Consider the following 16,211-nt stretch of genomic DNA (forward strand, 5'->3'; position numbering starts at 1 on the left):
CGTGACTGCCATTAAACTGATCGTTGGCCTGGGAAATCCAGGCGCCGAATACGAACAGACCCGGCATAACGCGGGGGCCCTTTTTGTTGAGCGTATCGCCCACGCCCAAGGCATCAATCTTGTGGCCGATCGCAAATATTTTGGCCTGACCGGGCGCTTTTCGCACCAGGGTCAGGATGTTCGTCTGCTGATTCCCACCACGTACATGAACCGCAGCGGCCAGGCCGTCGCGGCACTTGCGGGATTTTTCCGGATCAAGCCTGAGGAAATCCTGGTGGCCCATGACGAACTGGACCTGCCACCCGGCGTTGCCAAGCTCAAGTTGGGCGGCGGGCATGGCGGGCACAATGGTCTGCGCGACATCATCGCGCAGCTGGGTAATCAGAATAATTTCTACCGTCTGCGGCTCGGCATCGGCCACCCAGGCGTTGCCAGTATGGTTTCAAATTTCGTCCTGGGTCGTGCGCCACGCGCCGAACAGGAAAAACTCGATGCCAGCATCGATTTTGCCCTCGGCGTGCTGCCGGATATCTTCGCCGGTGAATGGAACCGTGCGATGAAAAACCTGCACAGCCAGAAGGCCTGACTTTTACCGAGGGGAAACACCATGGGATTCAATTGCGGCATCGTCGGCCTGCCCAACGTCGGCAAATCCACCCTGTTCAACGCCCTGACCAAGTCCGGTATTGCGGCGGAAAACTTTCCCTTCTGCACCATCGAGCCCAACAGCGGTATCGTGCCGATGCCGGACCCACGCCTGGACGCGCTGGCAGCGATCGTCAACCCAAAGCGCATCCTGCCGACCACCATGGAATTCGTCGACATCGCCGGCCTGGTCGCCGGCGCGTCTAAAGGTGAAGGCCTGGGCAACAAGTTTTTGGCCAACATTCGCGAAACCGATGCCATCGCCCATGTGGTCCGCTGCTTTGAAGACGAGAACGTGATTCACGTTTCCAACAGCGTCGACCCGAAACGCGACATCGAAATCATCGACCTGGAACTGATCTTCGCCGACCTCGACAGCTGCGAGAAGCAACTGCAGAAAGTTGCGCGCAACGCCAAGGGCGGCGACAAGGATGCAGTGGTTCAGAAAGGCCTGCTGGAACAGCTGATCGCTCACTTCACCGAAGGCAAGCCTGCGCGCAGCCTGATGAAGAGCATGGGCACCGACGAGAAGGCCGTGATCAAGGGTTTCCACCTGCTGACCACCAAACCTGTGATGTACATCGCCAACGTCGCTGAAGACGGCTTCGAGAACAACCCGCTGCTCGACGTGGTCAAGGCCATCGCCGACGAAGAAGGTGCCATCGTGGTCCCGGTGTGCAACAAGATCGAAGCGGAAATCGCCGAACTCGATGACGGCGAAGAAAAGGACATGTTCCTTGAGGCCCTGGGCCTGGAAGAGCCTGGCCTGAACCGCGTGATCCGTGCCGGCTACGAGATGCTCAATCTGCAGACCTACTTCACTGCCGGTGTTGAAGAAGTCCGCGCCTGGACCGTCAAGGTCGGTGCCACGGCGCCACAGGCCGCCGGCGTGATTCACACCGACTTTGAGAAAGGCTTTATCCGTGCTGAAGTGATCGCTTACAACGACTTCATCCAGTACAAGGGCGAAGCAGGCGCCAAGGAAGCGGGTAAGTGGCGCTTGGAAGGCAAGGAATACATCGTTAAAGATGGCGATGTGATGCATTTCCGCTTCAACGTGTAAAGGTTACCTGCGGTTTATACCGCACCTACAGCCGATGCATTGCATCGGCTTTTTTGTGGGCGACTGAATTTCGCTAACGATAAGATTAAAAATTCCATGAATGAGAAATTTGCTCATAAATTTTAAAAATCCAATTGAAACTATCCGATCACAAATCTTAGTGCAAAAACGCTTCTTTAAAATAATTCCCTGCAACGTTAAGCCTCGCCCTACACTTAAAGCGGCCAAACTCGCCCAGTAAGACTTGAACTTTTTTTTATTACCTGCAACGTAGATCCCGCGCGCTATTCAACGTCCTAACTAGCTCATGACACTCCAAAAAAATCCTGTTTAACTGAGTTCATATGGAAAGAGCCCTCATTCTGCGGCCACCGCGTTGGAGAAAATCAATATGTCGACGCTCAATCAGAATAGTCTTATAGCAGACATCAACTTCTCTGATTACCCGAGCATCGAAACGACTGTAAGCAACACAGCCGCTCTCGATATAGATATTCTGCTGCTGGGAGAAACAGGGACTGGTAAAGATACGCTGGCGCAACATATTCATCACTTGTCCCATCGTAAGGGGAACTTCATTGCCGTTAACTGCGCCGCCATTCCGGAAAGCCTTGCCGAAAGCCAGTTGTTCGGCGTAAACAGCGGCGCTTATACGGGGGCCATGCAATCCCGGGCTGGATTCGTTGAAGCGGCCCATCTGGGCACCTTGTATCTCGATGAAATCGACAGCATGCCGCTGACGCTGCAAGCCAAGCTGTTACGCGTGTTGGAATCTCGTGGAGTCGAGCGTTTGGGCTCGACCCGGTTCATCCCAGTGGATATGCGCGTCATAGCATCTGCCCAACGCGCCCTGCATGAGATGGTCGAGCAAGGCACCTTTAGGCGCGACCTCTACTTTCGCTTGAATGTCGTCAGCATCCACCTCCCGTCCTTACGGGATCGGCGAGAGAGAATCATCCCTATGTTCCTCGACATGATTGAGCAAGAAGCTGATCACTTCAAACTCGTCTACCCTCCCTCTCCCAGCAGCCACTTGTTACAACAGTTGCTGTGTCACCCCTGGAACGGCAATGTCCGCGAGCTGCGATCTACGGCGAAGCGTTTTGTATTGGGCCTGCCGCCACTCTCAACGAACGTGACCAGCCGGCAGACAATAGAAATGAGCCTGAAAGCCCGCCTGCACCAGATGGAGAAGTCGCTGATCGAGCAGTCCCTTCGTCAAAACAGCCATTGTGTCGACAGTGTGGCGACAGAGTTGGGGGTGGCGAAAAGAACGCTCTATCACCGGATGAAACATTTGGGTGTATCGCTGAGCTGAGAGCACCCGTCGTGCGCCCGGTATAAAAAAGTTACATATTAAAAATCCACCGCTAAATGTGCATGGAACGTATAAATTTTTTGAACCACATAAATTATGGAACGGCTTTGGCGGGGTTCCGGACTACCCAGGCATCGCCGAGTTCAGTGAAACTAACGTTATGTACGGAGAAAAATATGACTTCCCCAATTAACCCCTATGGTTCCTCCTCGTTCGGCGGCTACGGCGGCGGACTATCTGACGCGGACGCACAAGCGGCCTTTAAGCAAATTGACGCTAAAAAGCGGAGGGATGGCATAGAAACCGCGATGGAAAAAGCAGAAGCGGAAAAGACCAACGGTAAAAAAGGCGTCACCGATACTATCCGACTGTCATAAAGTAATGCCTATACACTGTCCCGGCGCGCAGCATCGGGACAGTCACTTCAAACGCAATAACGTCATTGCCAACGACGAATAAGTTTACTCATAGCTTGGAGTAAGGGGAGTTGTATGATCGTAGAAAGCATACGCGACAAGGGTCTCGGTACACTTCAAACGACGCATGACACGCCCGACTTAAGCTCGGATGTAGATTTTTTTAACTCAATGATGCTCCCCTCACCAGTGGCGAGTACTCCCAGCCCTGCACATTCACAGAACCTGTTATCCGAGGCAACAGACACGCTGAACTCCTTGACCCATCGCATGAGCAGGAGCCTGCGCGCATTGGCTAGCAAAGATAAATCTATAGAGGCTCGAAAATACCCGCACCAACTTTCCAATGCAGTGCTGCTTCAGCATATGTTGACGAAGTGCGTTGGTAAAACCGCTCAGAGCATCGATAAAATCAGTAACCTCCAGTAGGTAAACATGAATCGCACGTTGCTTACTGTCTTAACACTGTCTTTCGCACTTCTACTGAGCGCCTGCAGCGACCGTGTCGAGCTTCACCGCCAATTAACGGAACAAGAGGCCAATGAAGTTATAGCGGAGCTGGCCGACAAACATATTCGTGCCACGAAGGTTCCCGCAAAAGATGGCGTTATCGTGGTCGTCAATGTCACCGATATTGCGCGCGCCGTACGAACGCTGGAGGCCGTGGGGCTCCCTCGAACAGCACGCGCTACGTTGGGCGACACCTTTCGTAAAGAAGGCGTGATCTCCACGCCGCTGGAAGAAAGAGCACGCTATATCTATGCCTTGTCCCAAGAACTGGAAACCACTTTATCGAACATTGATGGCGTTATCGTGGCCCGAGTACATGTAGTTCTACCCGAACGCGTTGCTCCAGGAGAACCTGTGCAACCCGCCTCCGCGTCGGTGTTCATCAAACATGATCCGCGGCTCGACCCCGACAACATCAGGGCACGTGTTCGCAGGATGGTTGCCAGTAGCATTCCGGGTATGGCCACGGCGGTCGATAACCCGCAAAAAATAACAGTTGTGTTCGTACCTGCGACAGCCTACCTGGAGCAACAACGTTTGGTTTACTTCGGGCCGTTTCTGGTTCCGGGGGATGACCTGGGTTTTTGGCAAACCAGTGTGACTGTCTCGTTGCTCGCTCTGGTATTCATAGTGTCGGCAGGCATGTTCTGGCAGAGGCGAAAGCAACGTATGACGCCGGCTCGTACACATGGGCCATCCCTTGACGCGTCTGTTCACTCAAGCAATGAGTAATCTCGCATGGACCCAGTGGTGGGCGGCCCCTTGGTTATATGCACATGACGACTGGAAAAGCACAGATATATATACAACGCTTGTAGAACTTCATCGCAGCGGGCTGGTAGTCACAGGCACGCATTACGGTGTCGCTCCCTGCCTGCCCCCCATGCCCGACCCAGCCTTACTTCAACTCGTAATTGCTCCAGCAGCCCAGCTGGACCTGGGGCTGGCACTGGTTGATGGGATCTGCCGTCCTGCCAGTGCAACGGCGTTGGATGAGCACCATCTCCTGTGGTGTAAAAGCCTGTCCAAGGCTCTGCCCCTGGATATCATGCAGGCTGATAATGACCCACTGCGGTTGCTACGCACATGGATAACCGCTGCTACCTGGCAACGGATCAGACTGCGTTTCCCTCGCCAGCGTGTGCTTTTTTTGGAAGAAAAGCCCCTGATGCTCAATGGCTCGCGTAGCCGTCTCGATACCCTCTGGCATGCAGTGGTCTGGCGAATAGGTGCGCCAAGCCACAGCGACGGCGCTTACGAATCATGGACGCAAGGAGATTAACAATGTTATGTCGGCGCACAATCAACTCACCTGGCGGAGCGCCCCCCTTGGCGGGAAGCCTGATCTCCCGCGAAGCCCTGGCAAGTTATACCCAGGCCGGCGACGTGATAGAGCAGGCAAAGGCTGGGGCCAAACAATTGCTGAGAGAGGCACACGAACAACGCAAAAACCTGCTTGAAAAGGCGGGGCTTGAAATATGGCAGCGTGCCGATGCCCAGCTCAAGCGCTGGGAAGCCGAGCGCAAGGCCTTGTGTGACAACCTCGAACACTACGCCACTTCAATTGCCAACCAGACTATTCAGCTCTTGCTTGAAGAAACGCCCCACATACAACGGATTGGAGCCCTGATCAAGCAACTGCTGGCCTGCCATATTCCTGCGATTAAGGCGACACTGGTTTGTCATCCACATGAACTTGAGACAGTGAGGCAATACCTCGACAGCGGCGGTAATGTTCACTGGACGCTACGCGCGGATAATACGATCAAGCCTCAAACGCTGATATTGAATACCGACGAGGGGGATTTTCGTATTGACTGGATATCCATGGTCAACGCCGTCATGAAAAACGATGAAAGCCTCCCGGTAGAAAGCGGCAGGGACACATTTCATGACATATATATAGCTACAAATGGAACCATTTCGAAATAAAAGCCATAAAGGAGTACACACCCACAAAGGCATTTCACATGAACTTTTTCGATGGCCTTAAAGACAAGCTTGTTAGAGACGCAAAATTCGTTGACAGGGAAGTAAACTATGCAGCCGAAAACTTTTCAGGTTCAGAAGAAGACACCGCTTTTTTTTACGAACTTATCGCAAAACAGCGTAAAGCCGAATATCTCGTCAATGAGCAAACCCGCGTAAATTTCATGTTACTTAAGTCCGGCCTGGACAGCGCACAGTAAGTGAAAAAATCACTTGCCGAGTATTTGAAGAGTGGCTCCGGGGAACTCAGTTTATTCGAGAGCGATGACGAAATTATCTTACGTCACTGTTCCGACGCCATACTGCTAAGTGCTCAACTGACCCATCAAGCGCCGAATAAATCAACGCTGGCAACTTGGATGCGACAGGGAGCGATCAGCCTGGCTCACTATCAGGGTGCGCTCGCTCAATGCCCAGCCAGTGGTGAACTCTGGTTGATTCATTGCTTGTATAAGCCCTGCGACGAGCAGGATTTGCAGCGCAGTATCGAATCTCTGCTCAACCAACGCGATACCTGGCGTGCCACCTTTGCACGCCTGAACAAGCCGGCCCAGCCACTCAGACCTACTTCGCTACGTTCGTTGTTGCGTAATCAGGGAAACACCTATGTATAACAACATTTACAAGCACACCAGCTTGGGCCCCAACCTGTCTGAAACTTCATCCAGACGTCCGCAACTGGCATGCCTGCTCGCGCTCGCCTGCTTGCTCGCCCCGGTACAAAGTGCCTTTGCCGCCATCCCCGCCGAATGGAAAAACACCGCCTACGCCTACGAGGCCGAACACAAACCTCTGCGCGAGGTACTCGAAGACTTCGCCCAGACCTTTGGCGCGCAACTGCAGATCGAGGGCCTGCTGGAGGGGGACGTCAACGGCAAGATCCGCGCTAACACCCCGCAATCCATGCTGGACAGGCTGGGCGTCGAGCACCGTTTTCAATGGTACCTCTACAACAACACCCTTTACATCAGCACCCTGGATCAACAGGAGTCCGCACGCCTGGAGGTCTCGTCAGAGACGATTTCAGATCTCAAGCAGGCGCTGACCGATATCGGCCTGCTCGATAGCCGTTTCGGCTGGGGAGAGCTGCCGGAGGACGGAGTGGTGCTGGTTTCCGGCCCCAAACGCTATATCGAACAGATCAAGCAGTTCAGCAGCCAACGCCGCTCGCCGGATGAAAAGCAGAGCGTGCTGAATTATCCGTTGAAGTTTGCCAATGCGGCGGACCGTCATGTGGATTACCGCGGCGAGAAGCTCATCGTCCCCGGGGTTGCCACGATTTTGCGGCAGCTATTGGAACCCCGGTCCACCTCGTCGCTCTCTGGACCGAGCCAACGCCCTACGTCCCAACCAACCCCTCTCACACCCAACGTACCTCGGTTGGCCAATCCGCTGCTGGGGCAAATGTTCGGCGCCAATGGCAATCCAGGGCAGTTGGACCCGGGGCCGACGTTGACCCCGCGCGCCCCGGTGTCCAACAGCCGTATACGCGTCGAAGCCGATGTACGTAATAACGCCGTGTTGATCTATGACTCGCCGGAACGCCAGGGCATGTACCGTGAGCTGATCACTCAGCTTGACGTTGCGCGCAAGCTGATCGAGATCGATGCAATCATTCTCGATATCGAGCGCACGCAATTGCGCGAATTCGGCGTGAACTGGGGCTTCCAGAACAGCCGCTTTCGGGGCGGCGTGAACATGGCGCCGGGCAGCTCGTCGCAGCTGTCGATCGGAAACCGTGACCGTTTCTACGCTGATATCCGCGCACTGGAAGCCAAGGGGCTGGCGACCATGGTTTCGAACCCTTCGGTGCTGACGCTGGAAAACCAACCGGCGGTGATCGACTTCAACCGCACCCAATACCTCACCCCCGGCAGAGATTACGTAACCATCTTGCCCGTTACCGTGGGCACCAGTCTTCAGGTCGTGCCCAGGGTCACCACCAGCCGCGGCGTCAACCAGCTCCATCTGGCGGTGGATATAGAAGACGGTAATTTCGACGAGAGCAACCCTGACCGCAACCCTGACCACCTTGACGTACGCCGAGGCAAGGTCAGCACCCAGGCCGTGATACAGGAAAAGCGTTCGCTGGTTGTCGGCGGTTTCCATGTCACCGAGAGTGCCGACAAACAAAACAAGATCCCTGTGCTGGGGGATATTCCGCTGTTGGGCAAGGCGCTGTTTTCGTCGACCGAACGCAAGAACAACCGGCGTGAACGCTTGTTTATCCTCACACCGCGGGTCATCGGCGACCAGGACGACCCGTCGCGCTATCTGCCGCAGGCCGACCAGGCCGAATTGCAAGCCGCACTCACGCCACTGGCTAGGCGCTATTCCCCCCATGAGCCGGTGATCAAGCGCAGTGACATCATCAGTACCCTGGCACGCCTGGTCAGCGGGGAAGTGCCCAAGGCCTTCAAAGCAGCGCCGATGCCGCTGGGGCTCAACACCTTGTGCAGCACCCGTGACCTGCTGGCACTCAATACCGAACGCAGCCAGTGGTTCGCCGGCCCGGAGTACAACGTGGCGGTCGTGGTGCTGCGCAATCAGTTCAAACGCAATGTACGTATCGACGAAAAGGAATGCAGCAACTCGCAGACCCTGGCGGTCACCGTGTGGCCGCACGCCTGGCTCAAGCCGGGTGAAGAGGCCGAAGTCTTTATCGCCATGCGTCCCGTGGTGAAGGACGAACACCTCAGTGTGCCGCGCCCTTCCTTGATTACTCCTGCCCAGAAGGCTACGCCATGAAACTCAGACTCTTGTACATGACCCTGATCGGCGCAGCGATGCTCATCACCGGCTGCGTTCCCACCTGCAAAGGTGATTCATGCTCGCGCCCGCAATCGACCAAGGACAAGATGGTGATCTGGTGGCCACCGCAGATGCGTGTCGAGCCCGGCCCCGCCGGCGAGCGGTCGGATTACCAGACGGTATCGCTGGAACGCTGAGGCCTCAACCCATGCCCGACGATCAACGCCAGGTATTCCTGGACTCTCTGGTGAGCGGCAATGCCGCTCACTTGCCACTGGCGCCCGGGATCAAGGTCTGCGCGCTGCAGGTAGGAACGCGGCCGGGGCTGGCCCTGCAGGTGGCTTGCGAAGCCGTGCAGGCCGGGCAACTGCAGCGTGTGTTGGAGCGGCGTTTTGAGCAGGCACTGGCGTTCAATGGCTGTTTTGTCTACCTCGACGCTCAGGACGCCCTGGTAATCTGGCACGCGCTGCCCGCAACAAACAGCGCGCTCGACAGTATCCTCAGCCGGATGCTGTCACTGGCCAATCTGCAAGCCCTGGACAGGGTCTCAAACCGCTGATCAACGCCGCTCAAGCTCCGGCAACTCAAGGGTTTCACGCTTGGCGTCATCATCCAGCTCGCGCAGAGTACGGTAGATGAGTGCCACCGCCTGCAAGGTTTCGCGGGGGATGCTGGCCCCCAGCTTTTTCGTGTAAAGCGTGCGGGCCAGCCATACGCACTGGATCACCGGAACGTCGGCTGCCTTGGCGCGCAGGATCAGCTTGCGGGCTTCGGTATCCGTGCCCTTGCTGACCAGCAAGGGCAGCGGGGTTTTACCCGGGCGGTAATACAGGGCGACAGCGAAGTGTGTCGGGTTGACCACCAGCATGTCGGACTCCTCCAGCTTGGGCAGCTTGACCTTCGGCTCCTCCTGCGCCAGTTGATAAGCCAGCGAACGCCGCTGGCCCTTGACGTGAGGGTCGCCCTCCATGTCCTTGTACTCTTTTACGACCTCCACCTGGGTCATACGCATACGCTTGGCAAAAAAGTGCTTCACCAGCACCAGGTCGATGAGCGCCAGCACCAGCAACATGCCGAGGCACACATGCAGCAGGTGGCGGAATAACGCAATCAACGCCAGGATGTAACTCTGCAGATCACTGTTGGCCAGGTTGATCAACGTACCCAATGAAGGGCGGATCACCACATACAGGATCAGCGAAATGAAGCAGGCCTTGGCGACACTCATCAACAGGTTCATCAACTGCTGGGCAGAGAACATCTGCTTGACCTGGCTGAGCGGATTGAGTCGATTGAAATCCAACTTCAAGGCCTCGGGCGCAAACAGCATGCCGAACTGCATCCAACTGCTGACCAGCTTCGTGGTAATCGCAACGCCGATCATCAACAGGGCGAATGAGAAAAACACCACCAGGCCTTCGAACAGGACTTCTTCCAACGTTCGCGTAAAGGGCTGAGACAGGCGCGACATCGGCAGCAGGATCAATTGCTGGAAACGTTGCAGGCTGGTCTCGGCGGTGAATAGAGCAATCTCGCTGATGGCCGTCAGCACCAGCAACTTTGCAATATCCTGACTTTGCGCGACCTGGCCTTTCTTGCGTTGGTCGCGCAGCTTCTTGGCTGACGCCGGGTGTTTTTTTTCGCCCGAGTCGCTCATGACAACGGCACCTTGAACAAAAATCCGAGCGAGTGTTTAAGGTCGCCCAGCAGGCCCATGCGTCCGACGATCAGGTCCTGCAGCAGCGCAAAGTAGAGCAGCAGAACACCGACGCCTGCCAGGCATTTGACCGGTGGCGCCAACGTACTGACTTGCAGCTGCTGACTGTAGACCCCCAAAAGCGCGATGCCGAATTCCAGCAACAGCAACACCGCGATAAAGGGGGCGGCATAGAGCATCATGTGCGTGAAGGTGTCGCCCAGCAGGTCGACAAACAGGCTCATGCCATTCGCCGCTGGCAGCGGGAACCACACGGTGGGAGGCCAGATAAGGTAGCTGTCCCAGATCAACTGGGTCAACGCGCCCAACCCCAGGGTAGTCATCAGCAGGAAGATCGCCAGTTGCTTGAATAAATGCCCCATCGGCGTGGCATCCGGCCCCAGCGAAGGGTTGAGTTGGCCACCGGCCAAAGCGCCACGCTGGTTGTCCAGCAACGCTCCCACCGCCTCGAACAACCAGAACGGCATGGACAGCAGCACCCCCAGCAACAATCCCAGGGCAACTTCCTTGAGCACCAGCCCGCCCAATACCAACGCCGAGTAATCCCGCCCTTCCAACGCCGCATGGATACCCGGCGCCGGCATCAGCGCCATGACCATCACAATGGTGGCCCGAAGCCTGCCGCGTATATGTTGAAAACAGAACGCGGCCACAAAGAGGGCGCAGGGATAAATACGCGCCATCCCGATGAGCAGGCTGGGCAGGTACTCAAGATACAACAGCACTGGCGATACCTCAGTTCAGGGCCGAGCGGCCGATCATGTCGAAGGTCAGATTAATCAGCTGGATCAGCTCCACGCCAATCCAGCGCCCGGTCATGATCAGCGTGATTCCCACCGCCACTAGCTTGATACCAAAAGGCAACGTCTGGTCCTGGATCTGCATCAGCGCCTGTACGAGCGACGTCATGACACCCACCACCACCGCCACAATCAATGGCGGCGCAGACAACACCACGACCAGCAACATGCCTTGCTTGAACAGTACGATCGGTTCCATAAGCCGCTCAGAGATAGGAAAGAAACAGGCTGTCCAGCAGGCGCGACCAACCGGACACCATAACGAACAACAGCAGTTTGAGCGGCAGTGAGATGGTCATCGGCGAGACCATTTGCATGCCAAGCGCGAGCAGCAGGTTGGAGACAATCAGGTCGATGACGATGAAGGGAATATAGATCAGGAAGCCGATCTCGAACCCCGCCTGCAGTTGCGACAGCACAAATGCCGGGATCACCAGGATCAGGTCTTCGCGCTGTACCTCTTGCGCCATTTTTGGAGGCCACAGGCGCGCCGTATTTTCCAGCAGATGCGTCAGCACGTCGGGGTCCACGTTACGCAGCATGAATGCGCGCAACGGCTGGATGGCCTCATGCCCTGTCTGTAGAAACATCGTCAAGCTGCTCGTGTCCAGAGGGGTGACCTTGACGGTCTCGGCGATGTCGAAACCGACCGGCGCCATGATGAACAGCGTGGCCGCCAGCGCGATGCCGTTGACGGCCATGCTCGGCGGCACCTGCTGAACGCCGATGGCATTGCGGGTGATCATCAACACAATGACGATCTTCAAGAACGATGTGCAGATGATCAACAGCATGGGCATCAGCGACAACGCGGCGACGAATACAGCCAGGACGAGGGGATCTATCCCCTGAAATGTCATCGCCCGAACATCACACGGGACAGCTGCAAACCCAGGCGCCCGTCGACTTCCACCAACTGGCCCTGGCCAATCGGCCGATCACCGTAATAGAGACCCGCCATCCCCGGCGCATAACCGGCAATGCCCAGCACCGCACCGGGCGCGAGGTTGCGCAACTCGCCCAGGGTCAGGTTCAGCGTGCCGCAGCGCACGTTCAGTGCCATGCTCAGCTCATCGAACGGTTCGTGGCCGAACACATCCACCACGGGCTCGCCCTCCTCGTCCCCAGGATAGTGGGGGGTTATGAATTCTTCGTCCACAGACGCGTCCTCGATTGAAGTAAGGGTCAGGCACAACGGCCCGCTGTTATCGTCGATGCATCCATGCAAACGCTGAGTACCCACCTGTAGGTAGCCATCTCCCTGGGCACGAAAAAACGTCTGCTCAAGCAGCACCACATCACCGGCCCCCAGGCTGCGGGCTTGCTCAATGGGCAACTGCAAACGCCCGAGGGTCACCGCAATGACCAATGGAAACGCCGGCGGCAGCGGCCCGGCCGTGGTACGCCACGGCCCGGCGTCGCACAGCGCCAGGAAGCTTTCGGGGAGCAGCCACACATAGCCCTCGACCCGGGCCGCCCCCAGCGCCACAGTGAGTCGGCAGCCAAATGCCTTGGGCCGCGGGGCCTCCAGCAACCGCACATAACCCAGCAGCGCTCTTATCTGAGGACTCAGGTGATGCTGGAACAGCGCCCAGAACCAGGAGTCCGGATCATTGCCGGACGGGGCCAATGTCACCGGGCATTCACCCAACAGGCTGAGCAACGGCGCCGCTTCAGCGAGCGCCAGCACACCACACGAGGTTTCAAAGCACATGACCTCACCCGTCACGGGAGCACGGCCCGGTTCGAGTCTTAATTGCCCCCGTTGCCCGCCCACCTGAAACGGCAGGCAGAGGCCACGGCCCAGTTGATGACGCGCCGCCACCGTGTCGCTCTTGACCGAACGCAAACTCAGCGGCCGCATTATCATGCGCAGCCGACAGTGGACAGGTGCAGGCTGACCGGTTGCCCCAGCGCCGCTGCGAGCTGATCTTCACAGGGTTTGCGCACGCCGCTGAGCCAACGCGCCGTCGCATCCTCCTGCGCCTCCAGGTCGATACTCCAGGCGCCCTGTTCGCGGCGCACGCGGGCGTTGATTCGTCCCAGACGAGGCAAATACAACGTGGCTTGAAGCGGCCACTGCGAGACGGCTTGCATACGAGGCACCAGTTGTTCGGTGAGCGCCTCGATCATGGCCGCACTGCCTGAACTCTGCGGCGCCGACAGTGAGGCCTTCGCACCAGAACCCTCACCGTCACCTGCATCAGTCCACAGCTGAGCAAACAACCGCGTCAACTCCGCAGGCGCCACGCCTACGGTTCCCGACTCACGATCCTCTCGTGTTTCACGCAGGCGTGGACGTTCAGCGGGTTTATCAGAAACCTGGGTCATGTCGGCTCCTGCGCCAGTAAAAGGGATAATTCCTGGAGCTTTTCAACCTGCCGCAGGCATTCAGTGACCTGTTTCTGGGCACTGCCGACGCTGGCTTGCTTTTCTTCGCGCTGCCCCCTCAATGCCTCTAGCTGCCCCATTTCGCGCTGGGTATTGGCAGACAATGAACGCTCCTGTCTTCCCCAGGATTTCAGGGCCTGCAAGGTAATAACCTGCCCCTGGTGCTGGTTGAGCAATTGAGCACTCTGCTGCGCCTCCTCCTGCCGGGTTCGCTCAAGCGCATCCTGAGCCTGCTGGATATGCGCAAGTAGAGCCAGCTGGGCCCGCTTCGCTTCACGCAGCGCCCGCTCGGCCCGGTCAGCCCGGTGTCGGCGCAGGCGACGCAGCGTCTCGACTTCACCGAGCAGCACGTCAGAATGGGACATCGGCGGTCAGCTCCTTGAGGTGTCTCAGCGTGGTTTCCATCGGTGCGGGCTCACGCAAGTCCTGGCGCAAAAAACCATCGACAGCCTGGCGACTGTCCACGGCGAGGTCAGTCAGCGCATCGCTGCCAGGCTGGTATTCGCCCAGCTTGAGCATCAGTTCGATCTGCTGATAGGCCGACAGCAACCGTCGCAACGCCGTACCTGCCTGGATATCCGCAGGCTCGGCGACGTTGCTCAGGATTCGCGAAAGGCTGGCCAGTACATCCACCGCCGGATAGTGCCCACGCTCGGCCAACTTACGGGACAGTACGATATGCCCGTCGAGGAGCGAGCGAACTTCGTCGGCTACCGGATCGTTCATGGAGTCCTGCTCGATCAGTACGGTATAAATCGCAGTGATCACACCCTCGCGGGTCAACCCGGCGCGCTCTACAAGGCGCGGCAACAGACTGTACACCGACGGCGGCAGGCCGCCGCGCCCGAGGGGTTCGCCGGCGGCCAGGCCGATTTCACGCTGGGCGCGGGCGAAACGGGTCAGGGAGTCAATCAGCAGTAATACCCGTTTGCCCTTGCGCCGAAAACCTTCAGCCAACGCGGTGGCCGTAAAGGCTGCACGTGCCCGCTCCATGCTGGAACGATCGGACGTTGCACACACCAGTACCGCTTTGGCGCGCAGTTGCTCGTCGAGTTCATGATCGAGGAATTCACGCAGCTCCCGGCCCCGCTCGCCAATCAGGCCGAACACGATGACATCGCAATCAACGTTACGGGCGATCTCGGCCAATAGTGTGGTCTTGCCGCAGCCTGCCCCGGCGAACAGGCCTACTCGCTGGCCTTCGCCCAGCGTCAGCAAGCCGTCGATCGAACGCACCCCGGTGGCGAGCGCGCGGTTGATGCGTGGTCGCTCGGTGGGCAACGGTGCCTCGCACAACACTGCGCTTGAGTCAGACACGTGCGTCTGGACAAACGCACTGACACCTTCTCCCGTGATCGGCCGGCCGAAACCATCCAGCACCTGTCCCAGCAATGCCGCGCTGACCTGCACCCGATGCGAGACCCCAAGACGCTCCACGCCGGCCCCCACCTGCACGCCTTCAAGGTTGCCCAAGGCACTGAGCACGGCGTCCTGTTGATCGAACCCGATGATCTCCGCCAGCATGTAGTCGCCTGGGTTCTTTTCCACCTGACACAAATCACCGATGCGCGCCTGAGGCAGCCGGCATTGCAGCAACATGCCGTTTACGCGCTGGATTCGGCCCCGCATTGTTACAGGCGAGAAACTGGCCAACGAGCGCGCCTGGCGTTCCTGCCAGGCGTCGAGGCGCGCTTGCAACTGCGCGTTCACCAGCGCACCTCATAACGCTGTACGCCATCGAAGACCACCTTGCTGTTGTCGATCAGCACCAGGCGCAAGCCGTCCACTTCATCACCGACAAAAAGTCGGCTGCCCTCCTCCAGAACCACGTGACCATTGGGCCCGCCCACGATCTGCACGATTTTGAAGGGCAGGGCTCCATCCCGCACGCGCACACGACTGATCACCGGTACTGCGCTATCGAACTGCTCGCCAAAACGGCTGAGCATGCGCGCGACCAGATCCACATCGTCCTGTGAAACGTCCCCACTGAGCGCAACTTGCCCATTGATCACTTGCAAAGTGATCCGCTGGCTTAATTCCCGATCGTTGAGCATCTTCAACAACTGCTGGCGCACCTCGAACGGCGAGGCCAGTTCAGGCTTTTGAATCACTGGCGGCATCAGCGATGCCTGAGCATTGCGCTCTCCACTGAAAATAATGCCGACCGCCGCCATGAGCACGGCAAACGCGAGGGCCAGGCTGAGCAAACGCTTTTGTTGGGACGATGGAATCGATGACAGTTTCAACGCCAGCGGGGCCTGCCCCCCAGGCTCGGAAGACGGCGGTACAGCCACGGGCGCCGGAGGCCAGGGCTGATCGGCAAGGCTGACACACAAGCGAACGGAGCCGATCAAGAAGACCGTGTTCAGCGCCAGCTCGCCGATCTGCGCCAACACCTGCCCATCGCTGTCTTTGATGAGTCCGGCTTCGGCCTGCACCGACCAACGATCATTGGCCAAGCGCAAACGTGCGTGATGCTCGACGACCTCGGGATCGCTCAACAACAGATCAGCGTCCGGGTTGGCGCCCAGGCTCCACTGCTCGCCAAATAACGGCAGCGCGGCGCCCTGGTGCAAGCCATCCAGCACTCGCAGCTCGAACATCATGG

21 protein-coding genes are annotated in these 16,211 nt (G+C 57.7%); 12 read left to right on the forward strand and 9 right to left on the reverse strand.

Features of this window, described 5'->3' with window-relative positions:
- Position 1 precedes the first annotated feature (1 nt).
- The 12 genes from pth to BFP96_RS04920 all read left to right on the forward strand — a co-directional run bounded on the left by pth (position 2) and on the right by BFP96_RS04920 (position 9,251).
- The gene (pth, locus tag BFP96_RS04865; protein WP_003188350.1) at positions 2-586 is read left to right on the forward strand and encodes an aminoacyl-tRNA hydrolase; all 585 of its coding nucleotides are present in this window, start codon (positions 2-4) and stop codon (positions 584-586) included.
- A gap of 21 nt (positions 587-607) precedes the next feature.
- Positions 608-1,708: a redox-regulated ATPase YchF gene (gene ychF / locus BFP96_RS04870; RefSeq protein ID WP_065891725.1), complete on the forward strand. Its 1,101-nt coding sequence runs from the start codon at positions 608-610 to the stop codon at positions 1,706-1,708.
- 391 nt (positions 1,709-2,099) lie between these two features.
- On the forward strand, positions 2,100-3,026 hold the full coding sequence (locus BFP96_RS04875; protein WP_065891726.1) for a sigma 54-interacting transcriptional regulator: 927 nt from the start codon (positions 2,100-2,102) through the stop codon (positions 3,024-3,026).
- Positions 3,027-3,202: 176 nt separating this feature from the next.
- Positions 3,203-3,403: a hypothetical protein gene (locus BFP96_RS04880; RefSeq protein WP_065888045.1), complete on the forward strand. Its 201-nt coding sequence runs from the start codon at positions 3,203-3,205 to the stop codon at positions 3,401-3,403.
- Between the two features lie 114 nt (positions 3,404-3,517).
- Complete coding sequence (locus BFP96_RS31695; protein ID WP_122462764.1) at positions 3,518-3,871, forward strand: EscI/YscI/HrpB family type III secretion system inner rod protein; 354 nt, start codon at positions 3,518-3,520, stop codon at positions 3,869-3,871.
- Between the two features lie 6 nt (positions 3,872-3,877).
- On the forward strand, positions 3,878-4,684 hold the full coding sequence (gene sctJ / locus BFP96_RS04890) for a type III secretion system inner membrane ring lipoprotein SctJ (RefSeq protein ID WP_065891728.1): 807 nt from the start codon (positions 3,878-3,880) through the stop codon (positions 4,682-4,684).
- Between the two features lie 552 nt (positions 4,685-5,236).
- A complete protein-coding gene (gene sctL / locus BFP96_RS04900; RefSeq protein ID WP_065935738.1) occupies positions 5,237-5,884 on the forward strand; it encodes a type III secretion system stator protein SctL in 648 nt (215 codons plus the stop codon).
- 38 nt (positions 5,885-5,922) lie between these two features.
- On the forward strand, positions 5,923-6,141 hold the full coding sequence (locus tag BFP96_RS04905; protein ID WP_065891731.1) for a hypothetical protein: 219 nt from the start codon (positions 5,923-5,925) through the stop codon (positions 6,139-6,141).
- On the forward strand, positions 6,142-6,555 hold the full coding sequence (locus BFP96_RS28825) for a hypothetical protein (protein WP_083203197.1): 414 nt from the start codon (positions 6,142-6,144) through the stop codon (positions 6,553-6,555).
- Positions 6,548-8,689 (forward strand): type III secretion system outer membrane ring subunit SctC, encoded by a 2,142-nt coding sequence (gene sctC, locus BFP96_RS04910; RefSeq protein ID WP_065935739.1) that lies wholly within the window; start codon positions 6,548-6,550, stop codon positions 8,687-8,689. Before BFP96_RS28825 ends, sctC begins: the two co-directional genes overlap by 8 nt.
- Positions 8,686-8,889, forward strand: coding sequence for an HrpT family type III secretion system protein (gene hrpT, locus BFP96_RS04915; protein WP_065888051.1), 204 nt, complete (start codon positions 8,686-8,688; stop codon positions 8,887-8,889). The genes sctC and hrpT overlap by 4 nt, the downstream gene beginning before the upstream one ends.
- Before the next feature lie 11 nt (positions 8,890-8,900).
- Entirely contained in the window at positions 8,901-9,251 is a 351-nt protein-coding gene (locus tag BFP96_RS04920) for a transcriptional regulator (RefSeq protein ID WP_065891733.1), read from the forward strand.
- Here BFP96_RS04920 and sctU read toward each other — a convergent pair whose 3' ends face one another.
- The 9 genes from sctU to BFP96_RS04965 are packed head-to-tail and all read right to left on the reverse strand — an operon-like array spanning position 9,252 to position 16,206.
- The gene (sctU, locus tag BFP96_RS04925; protein WP_065891734.1) at positions 9,252-10,349 is read right to left on the reverse strand and encodes a type III secretion system export apparatus subunit SctU; all 1,098 of its coding nucleotides are present in this window, start codon (positions 10,347-10,349) and stop codon (positions 9,252-9,254) included.
- Positions 10,346-11,134 (reverse strand): type III secretion system export apparatus subunit SctT, encoded by a 789-nt coding sequence (gene sctT / locus BFP96_RS04930; protein WP_065935740.1) that lies wholly within the window; start codon positions 11,132-11,134, stop codon positions 10,346-10,348. Before sctT ends, sctU begins: the two co-directional genes overlap by 4 nt.
- 10 nt (positions 11,135-11,144) lie before the next feature.
- Positions 11,145-11,408, reverse strand: a complete 264-nt coding sequence (gene sctS / locus BFP96_RS04935; RefSeq protein ID WP_065891736.1) for a type III secretion system export apparatus subunit SctS — start codon at positions 11,406-11,408, stop codon at positions 11,145-11,147.
- A 7-nt stretch (positions 11,409-11,415) separates the two neighbouring features.
- Positions 11,416-12,069, reverse strand: coding sequence for a type III secretion system export apparatus subunit SctR (gene sctR / locus BFP96_RS04940; RefSeq protein WP_065888056.1), 654 nt, complete (start codon positions 12,067-12,069; stop codon positions 11,416-11,418).
- The gene (locus BFP96_RS04945) at positions 12,066-13,079 is read right to left on the reverse strand and encodes a FliM/FliN family flagellar motor switch protein (RefSeq protein WP_065935741.1); all 1,014 of its coding nucleotides are present in this window, start codon (positions 13,077-13,079) and stop codon (positions 12,066-12,068) included. Before BFP96_RS04945 ends, sctR begins: the two co-directional genes overlap by 4 nt.
- A complete protein-coding gene (locus BFP96_RS04950; protein ID WP_065935742.1) occupies positions 13,076-13,540 on the reverse strand; it encodes a type III secretion system HrpP C-terminal domain-containing protein in 465 nt (154 codons plus the stop codon). Before BFP96_RS04950 ends, BFP96_RS04945 begins: the two co-directional genes overlap by 4 nt.
- On the reverse strand, positions 13,537-13,965 hold the full coding sequence (locus tag BFP96_RS04955; protein WP_065935743.1) for a type III secretion system stalk subunit SctO: 429 nt from the start codon (positions 13,963-13,965) through the stop codon (positions 13,537-13,539). Before BFP96_RS04955 ends, BFP96_RS04950 begins: the two co-directional genes overlap by 4 nt.
- Positions 13,952-15,310, reverse strand: coding sequence for a FliI/YscN family ATPase (locus BFP96_RS04960; RefSeq protein ID WP_065935744.1), 1,359 nt, complete (start codon positions 15,308-15,310; stop codon positions 13,952-13,954). The genes BFP96_RS04955 and BFP96_RS04960 overlap by 14 nt, the downstream gene beginning before the upstream one ends.
- A complete protein-coding gene (locus tag BFP96_RS04965) occupies positions 15,307-16,206 on the reverse strand; it encodes an FHA domain-containing protein (protein ID WP_170827525.1) in 900 nt (299 codons plus the stop codon). The genes BFP96_RS04960 and BFP96_RS04965 overlap by 4 nt, the downstream gene beginning before the upstream one ends.
- Between the last annotated feature and the right edge of the window lie 5 nt (positions 16,207-16,211).

Source organism: Pseudomonas sp. 34 E 7, assembly GCF_900005715.1.
GTDB classification, from domain to species: domain Bacteria; phylum Pseudomonadota; class Gammaproteobacteria; order Pseudomonadales; family Pseudomonadaceae; genus Aquipseudomonas; species Aquipseudomonas orientalis_A.

Bases quoted from the DNA above. Each gene is read 5' to 3' on its own strand.
- hrpT (WP_065888051.1), top strand. From the start codon at position 8,686: ATGAAACTCAGACTCTTGTACATGACCCTGATCGGCGCAGCGATGCTC.
- sctU (WP_065891734.1), bottom strand. From the start codon at position 10,349: ATGAGCGACTCGGGCGAAAAAAAACACCCGGCGTCAGCCAAGAAGCTG.
- BFP96_RS04955 (WP_065935743.1), bottom strand. From the start codon at position 13,965: ATGTCCCATTCTGACGTGCTGCTCGGTGAAGTCGAGACGCTGCGTCGC.
- BFP96_RS04920 (WP_065891733.1), top strand. From the start codon at position 8,901: ATGCCCGACGATCAACGCCAGGTATTCCTGGACTCTCTGGTGAGCGGC.
- BFP96_RS04875 (WP_065891726.1), top strand. From the start codon at position 2,100: ATGTCGACGCTCAATCAGAATAGTCTTATAGCAGACATCAACTTCTCT.
- sctC (WP_065935739.1), top strand. From the start codon at position 6,548: ATGTATAACAACATTTACAAGCACACCAGCTTGGGCCCCAACCTGTCT.
- BFP96_RS04905 (WP_065891731.1), top strand. From the start codon at position 5,923: ATGAACTTTTTCGATGGCCTTAAAGACAAGCTTGTTAGAGACGCAAAA.
- BFP96_RS04965 (WP_170827525.1), bottom strand. From the start codon at position 16,206: ATGTTCGAGCTGCGAGTGCTGGATGGCTTGCACCAGGGCGCCGCGCTG.
- sctS (WP_065891736.1), bottom strand. From the start codon at position 11,408: ATGGAACCGATCGTACTGTTCAAGCAAGGCATGTTGCTGGTCGTGGTG.
- ychF (WP_065891725.1), top strand. From the start codon at position 608: ATGGGATTCAATTGCGGCATCGTCGGCCTGCCCAACGTCGGCAAATCC.
- BFP96_RS04950 (WP_065935742.1), bottom strand. From the start codon at position 13,540: ATGACCCAGGTTTCTGATAAACCCGCTGAACGTCCACGCCTGCGTGAA.
- sctJ (WP_065891728.1), top strand. From the start codon at position 3,878: ATGAATCGCACGTTGCTTACTGTCTTAACACTGTCTTTCGCACTTCTA.
- BFP96_RS04880 (WP_065888045.1), top strand. From the start codon at position 3,203: ATGACTTCCCCAATTAACCCCTATGGTTCCTCCTCGTTCGGCGGCTAC.
- sctL (WP_065935738.1), top strand. From the start codon at position 5,237: ATGTTATGTCGGCGCACAATCAACTCACCTGGCGGAGCGCCCCCCTTG.
- sctR (WP_065888056.1), bottom strand. From the start codon at position 12,069: ATGACATTTCAGGGGATAGATCCCCTCGTCCTGGCTGTATTCGTCGCC.
- BFP96_RS04945 (WP_065935741.1), bottom strand. From the start codon at position 13,079: ATGATAATGCGGCCGCTGAGTTTGCGTTCGGTCAAGAGCGACACGGTG.
- BFP96_RS31695 (WP_122462764.1), top strand. From the start codon at position 3,518: ATGATCGTAGAAAGCATACGCGACAAGGGTCTCGGTACACTTCAAACG.